This is a genomic window from Candidatus Cryptobacteroides sp. (assembly GCF_056207615.1).
This window is the reverse complement of the sequence record NZ_JBAEER010000180.1, coordinates 1-7,013: the sequence shown is the minus strand read 5'-3', so window position 1 is coordinate 7,013 and position 7,013 is coordinate 1. Positions and strand designations below refer to the sequence as shown.

Here is a 7,013-nt window from a genome sequence, read left to right as displayed (position 1 = left end):
TGCCCTTATAGACATCAAGGGTATGCTGGACAAGCCTGTCAGAGTAAGCGCCAAGCAGATTGACGGCTATACTACGCTTTGTCAGCAGGTGGATGAGGCGATGCAGTCCAAGTCTTATCTCAAGCCTCTTTCTGACTGTATCGAGACCGTGTTCGATCTTGTCCAGAGAGTGAACACAGAATGGGACGAGTATAAGGCTCAGAATGGCCTTATCGAGTACAACGACATGGAAAGATACTTCATCCAGCTGCTGGACAATGAGCTCGTCAAGGAGGACATTCGCAGCAGTATAAAGTATGTTTTCGTCGACGAGTTCCAGGACTCGAACTCGATTCAGATCGAAATCTTCAAGCGTCTTTCCGAGCTCGTTGAGCAGTCTTTCTGGGTAGGCGATCCGAAGCAGTCGATATACGGATTCCGCGGAAGCGTGCCGGAGGTCGTGATGGATATCACATCCAAGATCAGGACCGGTGGAGAGGGTTTCGAATACGAGAGTCTACCCTATTCGTGGAGGTCATCCGAGAAGATCGTGGAGTTCGACAGCAGCATTGCAAGGATGCTTTTCACGGATTCAGAGCGTTATCCGGATCCGGAGCTGAAGCATGCCCCCGACGGGAACAACGCCGTCGTAGCCAACCCTATTCAGCATTGGAACTGCGCCGACAATATAACCAAGGAAACGCTTTCGCAGAAGATCATCGATGTCCTTGCCAAGACCGACCTCAGGCCGCGAGATATCGCCATTCTCTGTCGCGGTAACGACGAAGTGGCGGAAGTCGCCGGATGGCTCAAGTCGTACGGTCTCCCGGTTTCCTCACCTGAGGCTTTCATCGTATATAAGGCAGAGACCCAGCTTGTATTCGCAGTTCTGAGGTATATGCTGATGAAGGATGATCATACGAAGGCCGTCCTTTCTATGCTGATCGATGACACTTCGCTTGAGGAGATTATTCTCGACAAGGAGAAGATACTCCAGGACTTCGATGAGAGCAGGTTGATGGAGATAACAGAGAGGGTCAAGCATCAGGGCGTGCCAGACATCGTCGATACTATCATCGATGAGCTTGACATCAGGGGGCTCTGTTCACGATGGGGTGACAACAATAACCGTCAGGCTAACCTCGACGTCCTTCAGGCTATGGCCAGAGAATATGACAACCACTGTATCCAGCTCGGTATCGGTTCTTCTATCCAGGGTTATATCACCTATGTTTCGTCCCTCGAGATGCCGCCGAAGCCAAGCAATACGGACGACGGAATCAAGGTCCTCACTTATCACGGCTCCAAGGGTCTTGAGTGGAGGATGGTGATCCTTATGGATCTGAAGAAGCATCAGCTTGCCGACAACCACCTCAAGCCTCGTTTCATCTACAATCTGAATATTGACAGGACTGCCAGAGGAACGTTCCTGAGGTACATCCCGGATTTCCGCCCAACCGACAGGAATGGCGTGCCTGATTTCGTGATGGAGATTCCAACTGTTGCGAGCGCGTATGGAGATTATGTCGAGGAATGCAGGGAGGAGAACAAGCGTCTGCTGTATGTGGGTTTCACGCGTGCGAGGGACTATATCGTCACGCTATCGTTCATGAAGGACAAGTTCCACTGGCTCACCGAGAGTGGGCTCAATCCTGCTGATCTGAAGTCGCTCGTGCACGGGTCCTATGTCCATATATGGGATTCTTCTGTGCCGGAGTCCCGCGTGATTGAGATCTATGGGCTCGGAGATGAGAAGTATGTTTCCGATGAGGAATATGCGACATGGTACCGTCCGGCTGTCGATCACACCGAGAGGAAGAACAAGTATGTCAGTCCGTCGAGTCTCTCCGTCCATGTATCGTCAGAGAAGGGAGAATGCGTCAAGATTGCAGATGAGATTCCCTTGGAAGGTTCATACGACCCTCAGACGCTTGGAACATGTGTACACAATTTCTTTGCGGTATGCGCTCCGGGCGTCGATGGAACCGGGAAGGCGGCAAGGCTGATCCGGAACTTCGGACTTCAGGATGTGCTTGTCTCGCCGAAGTCGCTGGATGCTTCGTTCAAGGCACTGCACCGCCATTTGAAGAGCACCTTCGGTGAGCCTGTCGAGGAGTTCCATGAGCTCTCATATTCGCAGAGAATGGCCAGCGGACAGACCGTAATCGGAGAGATTGACTACGTATGGGCGCTTCCAGACAGGCGATGTGTCATTATCGACTTCAAGAACTCACATGCGAGCACGGATTACGGGTCTCAGCTCCATCTGTATCGAAAAGCAATGGAAGAGCTGGGGTACACCGTCCTCGGCACATATCTCTACTATGTTCTCCAGGGCGAACTGACTGAAATAAAGACGGCAGAATAAGATGGGTATATTGTCGAGCATATTAGCATTCTTTGGTCTGGTCTTCTTCGGAGGGACAGGAAGAGGAGGTCGTCACTTCAAGGGGCTCTTCAGGACGGATGGATACAATCCATTCGTCTCAAAGCCTATCAGAGGGCACCAGGATCCATGGAGCAAGAGACGTACGGGACCGAGAAATCCGTTCATCGGCAGGAATCGGTCTTTCCCTCCGAAGAGCGGAGGCAGGAATCTTCCCAAGGATCCATGGCAGAAGAAATATGATTCGGTGATGGGCGGCTCTTCGAGCAGGTCATCTCATGGCCTCGGTGTTTCTAGGTCGTCCGGATCGGGACGCTCGAGAAGCACCACCGGTGCGCACTATACCCACAGGAGAATGTTTGACACCAATGACGCTATCCGCGCGAGGATGGAGGACATGGAACAGTATTACGCTCAGGACAAGGATTTCGACGCATTCGATCAAGGTTATGAATGGGACGAAATCGTGGATGCCGCGAATGACGATTACCTTCCCGAGGACTACATGGACAAGCGCGAGGAGGACTCAGAGTCGTAAATCTTTACTGCTCCTAGCGCCTACTAGATCGGGCAGGCATCAAGGACAATTTATAGGGAACTAACATCCGAATAGCTTCTGCATGCATCCGCATCTGCTCGAGATTTCCCGCAGCCTTGTCTAACGAGAGGGTTTCATCAAGGTCATTGCATTTCACTGCTATGGCAGTCTTGTTTCCGGACTCGCATATTTTCCTTATGTAGTCCATATACGGCATGTCCTTATCATACTTCAAGAGTTCTAACGTCTTTATGATGCGTTCCGGACAATGCGCTTCAATCAGATCTTCGACTGAGTAGCCGTCACAGTCAAGGAATTCGTGCAGGAATCCGCATATCTTCTCTTCCCTATTGTTTCCCCTGAAGCCGGTTTTATACACATGTTCGAAGACAGAGTTCCCATACATGTCCACCTGGTCCTCATGAACATCATTAGCGATCAGCCAAGCATCATCGATTGTAAAAGGAATAAATCTGTGATTTGCGATCTTCCAGTCAAAGATGTCCTCATTGTTTTCGAAATACTCATCCCACATAGACTCCATGACATCTATGTATTCCTCCGGCAGTTCACTTCCGCAACGACAATGATTCCAGTCGAACTCCGGCATAGCGTCCGACAGTTCTGATGTCAACAAAATCGGGCATCTACGGGGATCGATCATTACCTGTACGTCCATCCTCATATAGTGGACGGCACGATCTCCGCCTGCCCAATCGGCATCCTCATAAGGATCCGAGATGAAGTAACCTTTCATCACGACACCTTCCCTTTTCGTACCAGTGACAAGCATATAGAATCGGTCGCCGGCTTTCGCCTTCTCGTATTCGTCCACTTGCCAATTGAATTCAAGATAGTCGATGTTCTGAAGGTTGTAGCTGAAATCGCTGAACTTGTAGTTGGAGATTCTAGGTCTCCACTTGAGAATGAAAGTCTTCATGACTGATGTTTTTTGATCGTTATATAATCCGCATCATTTTGCCACCGTGGCTTCTCTGCTCGGTTGGCCCCTCTCCTGGAGGGCTCGCGATGCTTTACGAGTTCTTGCCTTATGTCTCTCACCTTATGTCTCTCATCTCATATCTCCCACCTCATATCTCCCACCGAAACACAAGACAAATCTACCTCACCTTTTTGACAACTCTTGACACACATATAAAAAAGATGATTTTTTCCGGTAGCCCGGGCCAACAGAATGCCACCGACAAAAGATAACATTCCCCCTCCGCTCCCCTCCGCCGCGAGCGACAAAAACAAAGCGATTTTTGTCGCTCGTTTACCTGACTTCTATTGAACATTGTAAACTAATGTTTAATTTTGAAGTGCGTCGCACTTCAAAATATAATTCACGCTCTCAAAAACAATCTTACCATGAAAAGAACTTCGATGACAATTTGCGTTATCTGCGCATTGCTTTTGACTTCCCTCACCAGTGCGTATGCCCAATCAGCGCCAAAGAAGACATCGTCGAATGCTTCTGATGAATTTGTATTTAACGTCGAGAGGATGTTCAATGATGGAATGCTGGTTCAGATGCCTGACGGATATTCCATCAGCATCAACGACGGAAAGCTTGACGCTTACATCCCGCTGTTCTGTTCGGAAGAATACCACCTGCTGGACTCTAGCGTATCCTATGGACTTGTATTCAAGGATGAGCCTGTCTCCGTTACGACCAAAGACAGGAAAGGAGTCCATACCGTGTACTTCTCTGTCCATGATGGTATCCAGAAATATAGAATCTCTCTTTCATATTCAGACCCGGATTCCGCAGATCTTTTTGTCAGAGGTCAGAACATCTATGCAGAATTCCAGGGTACTGTTCATAAATGATGATATAATTTAAGCCAATTTCTCCCTCAGCGTAAGCACTGCCTTATGCTTTCTGGACAACAAGGTGTTGGGATTGATGCCGGTCTCCTGGGCGATCTCCTTGATGCTTTTGCCATTAATCTCGGTTTCGATGAACACGAACTTCTGATCTTCCGGGAGTGAGGCTATCGCCTGTCTTATCCTTTCGCGAAGTTCCTTTATGTTCAGTTTCTTGAGGATGTCTGCCTTCTCGTCAAGTGCGTCGTAAGGGATACTTCGGTCTTCCAGGAGTTCTTCCCTCTTCTTGCGGCTACGGTCGATGATAAGGTTCTTAGCTGCCTTGAAAATCCATGCTGGAATATTCTGAGGGGCAGTTTTCTCATTCGTGAGGAACTTCAGGCAGACTTCCTGAACGATGTCTTCGGCGTCTGCCGTGGGCATACGCTTAGCGACATAAGAGAATAGCTTTCTCCCATGCACGCTAAGACATAGTTCCAGACGTTTATGACGATCGATCCTATTCATCAGAGCTCATCCTGCCTAATATTCAGTGACACCGAGAATGGCTTTTCGTAATCTTCATCATCATCGAGTTCAAAGTCTCCAGAAACCTTCGAAGCAATAATATCCGCAAGTACTTTGATTCCAAAGGCCTGGAGCCAGCTGATACGTCCCCAGCCTGTCACTCCTGGAACCACCCAGTTCCAAACCAGCCATATAACTGTAGACACAAACGCAAATCCAATCAGATATACGACGACTACTCCGATCTTTTCCATAGTCGATTTCTTTTTTCTTTCCATAATCTCTTTGTTAAAGGGTTCTGAATAGATAACGAACGAGAACTCGAAATATTGTCTACAATTCTCAAATTTTCTTCTTCCCCCCTATTACATTTGCGAAAGTACTGTTGCGATTTGACAACTTTTGTCAAAGTATCGCTAGATTAATTGTTCACTTTTCTGATCCAGGTTACCCCAGGCCGCGAACTCAAAAAAACAGACGAAAAGTTGAGTTCACAGCACCAAAACACGCCAAAAAAGTACAAATGCGTCCGCGAACTCAAAAAATCAGCGAAAAAGTTGAGTTCGCAGCAGGGAAACAGCATAAAACCTAGAATAGTTTGCCACGAGCGCAAAAAACCGCCGATTTTTGGAGTTCGCGCCACCAAAACAGCTCAAAACCTCGAAATACCCGCCGCGAGCGACAAAAACAACGCATTTTTTGTCGCTCGTGCCATGAGCAACCGTTGATACAGTGAGACTTACAAAAGCACTATGCCTACTAATCCTTGTGGAAGTCCTGTGTATTAAAAAAATGCGCACCTCTCAGTGCGCATTAATAAAACCATCTGATCGTATTCATCGCTTATTCCTTAACCACAGCGCGAACCAATAAAAATTTTCTCCTGTCAACAGATGTCATTTAGAAACTATTTCTTCTTGAAAAGATCTGAATGAGTACCAGTGTTAAGCATTAGCAGAGTTAGTTCTTTGTCATTCTGCTCCCAAACCAGCAGCCAATCAGGTTTGATATGACATTCCCATTCGCCTGCACGATTACCCGACAATTTATGAGGCTTATACTTCGTAGGCAATTTCCCATCCAGAACTAATAACGAAATAACACTTCTGAGTTCTTCCATTGGAAAACCTCGTTTTATGCATAGTTTGAGATCCTTCTCAAACTGTTTGGTGGTGCTGAGACTATACATTAAAGGCCGACCTTTGCAAAGAGTTCATCCACGGATGAATAATGGTTGACCTCACCTGATTTTGCTTCAAGCTTAGATTTCTCATATGCCGAGAGGCTTCTGGTCGATGCGATAGTAACGCCATCCATGGTAGCAAGGATTTTTTTCAAACTCGTTGCAACCGACTTATTCTCTATGTTCAATACTATCTGAGTCATAATACCTTTTTTTGCAAAAATAATCAAAAATCACACCGCACTAACAAAATTGAGTTTCTTTTGCTTATATCCTTGAGCGCGAATCGATATTTCAGGAGGATTTTGCATTTTTCAGGATAGCATCAGGGTAATTTGCCTTAAAAAGCCCAATGAAATGCAGTAATCGAGCACCAATTGTTTGTGATACACGCAGCACCAAAACACGCCAAAACAGTACAAATGCGTCCGCGAACTCAAAAAAATAAACGTAAGCGCCTCCGCATGGACGTCATAGCTAATCATTGAGTGCAACTGGAACGATGAATCTCCGAGCATTTTCGAAAAATAATCAGTTATAACACAATTTTTTTACGCCGGGCGAGGCATATGGGAGGATAAGCATACGGT

General features: G+C 47.1%; 8 protein-coding genes and 1 riboswitch. Of the genes, 3 read left to right on the top strand and 5 right to left on the bottom strand.

Features of this window, described 5'->3' with window-relative positions; all coding sequences use genetic code 11:
• Both AC06ND_RS09830 and AC06ND_RS09825 read left to right on the top strand, forming a co-directional pair.
• Positions 1 to 2,347, top strand: a 2,347-nt coding sequence (locus tag AC06ND_RS09830; RefSeq protein WP_475678801.1) for a UvrD-helicase domain-containing protein, incomplete at its 5' end; no start/stop codon positions are given.
• A 1-nt stretch (position 2,348) separates the two neighbouring features.
• Positions 2,349 to 2,903 (top strand): hypothetical protein, encoded by a 555-nt coding sequence (locus tag AC06ND_RS09825; protein ID WP_475678800.1) that lies wholly within the window; start codon positions 2,349 to 2,351, stop codon positions 2,901 to 2,903.
• A 13-nt stretch (positions 2,904 to 2,916) separates the two neighbouring features.
• Here the strand turns inward: AC06ND_RS09825 and AC06ND_RS09820 are convergent, their stop codons facing one another.
• Positions 2,917 to 3,843 (bottom strand): hypothetical protein, encoded by a 927-nt coding sequence (locus AC06ND_RS09820; protein ID WP_475678799.1) that lies wholly within the window; start codon positions 3,841 to 3,843, stop codon positions 2,917 to 2,919.
• Positions 3,842 to 3,941, bottom strand: a riboswitch (SAM-I-IV-variant riboswitch). Its footprint overlaps the gene before it by 2 nt.
• A gap of 333 nt (positions 3,942 to 4,274) precedes the next feature.
• Between AC06ND_RS09820 and AC06ND_RS09815 the strand changes: the two genes are divergently transcribed.
• Positions 4,275 to 4,736 (top strand): hypothetical protein, encoded by a 462-nt coding sequence (locus tag AC06ND_RS09815; protein WP_475678798.1) that lies wholly within the window; start codon positions 4,275 to 4,277, stop codon positions 4,734 to 4,736.
• Positions 4,737 to 4,745: 9 nt separating this feature from the next.
• Here the strand turns inward: AC06ND_RS09815 and AC06ND_RS09810 are convergent, their stop codons facing one another.
• The 4 genes from AC06ND_RS09810 to AC06ND_RS09795 all read right to left on the bottom strand — a co-directional run bounded on the left by AC06ND_RS09810 (position 4,746) and on the right by AC06ND_RS09795 (position 6,578).
• Complete coding sequence (locus AC06ND_RS09810) at positions 4,746 to 5,240, bottom strand: RNA polymerase sigma factor (protein WP_475678797.1); 495 nt, start codon at positions 5,238 to 5,240, stop codon at positions 4,746 to 4,748.
• Positions 5,240 to 5,494, bottom strand: coding sequence for a hypothetical protein (locus AC06ND_RS09805; protein ID WP_475678796.1), 255 nt, complete (start codon positions 5,492 to 5,494; stop codon positions 5,240 to 5,242). Before AC06ND_RS09805 ends, AC06ND_RS09810 begins: the two co-directional genes overlap by 1 nt.
• Positions 5,495 to 6,147: 653 nt before the next feature.
• On the bottom strand, positions 6,148 to 6,429 hold the full coding sequence (locus tag AC06ND_RS09800) for a type II toxin-antitoxin system YafQ family toxin (protein WP_475678795.1): 282 nt from the start codon (positions 6,427 to 6,429) through the stop codon (positions 6,148 to 6,150).
• Entirely contained in the window at positions 6,429 to 6,578 is a 150-nt protein-coding gene (locus AC06ND_RS09795; protein ID WP_475678794.1) for a hypothetical protein, read from the bottom strand. Before AC06ND_RS09795 ends, AC06ND_RS09800 begins: the two co-directional genes overlap by 1 nt.
• Positions 6,579 to 7,013: the final 435 nt, after the last annotated feature.

Bases quoted from the DNA above. Each gene is read 5' to 3' on its own strand.
- AC06ND_RS09825 (WP_475678800.1), top strand. From the start codon at position 2,349: ATGGGTATATTGTCGAGCATATTAGCATTCTTTGGTCTGGTCTTCTTC.
- AC06ND_RS09820 (WP_475678799.1), bottom strand. From the start codon at position 3,843: ATGAAGACTTTCATTCTCAAGTGGAGACCTAGAATCTCCAACTACAAG.
- AC06ND_RS09815 (WP_475678798.1), top strand. From the start codon at position 4,275: ATGAAAAGAACTTCGATGACAATTTGCGTTATCTGCGCATTGCTTTTG.
- AC06ND_RS09810 (WP_475678797.1), bottom strand. From the start codon at position 5,240: ATGAATAGGATCGATCGTCATAAACGTCTGGAACTATGTCTTAGCGTG.
- AC06ND_RS09805 (WP_475678796.1), bottom strand. From the start codon at position 5,494: ATGGAAAAGATCGGAGTAGTCGTCGTATATCTGATTGGATTTGCGTTT.
- AC06ND_RS09800 (WP_475678795.1), bottom strand. From the start codon at position 6,429: ATGTATAGTCTCAGCACCACCAAACAGTTTGAGAAGGATCTCAAACTA.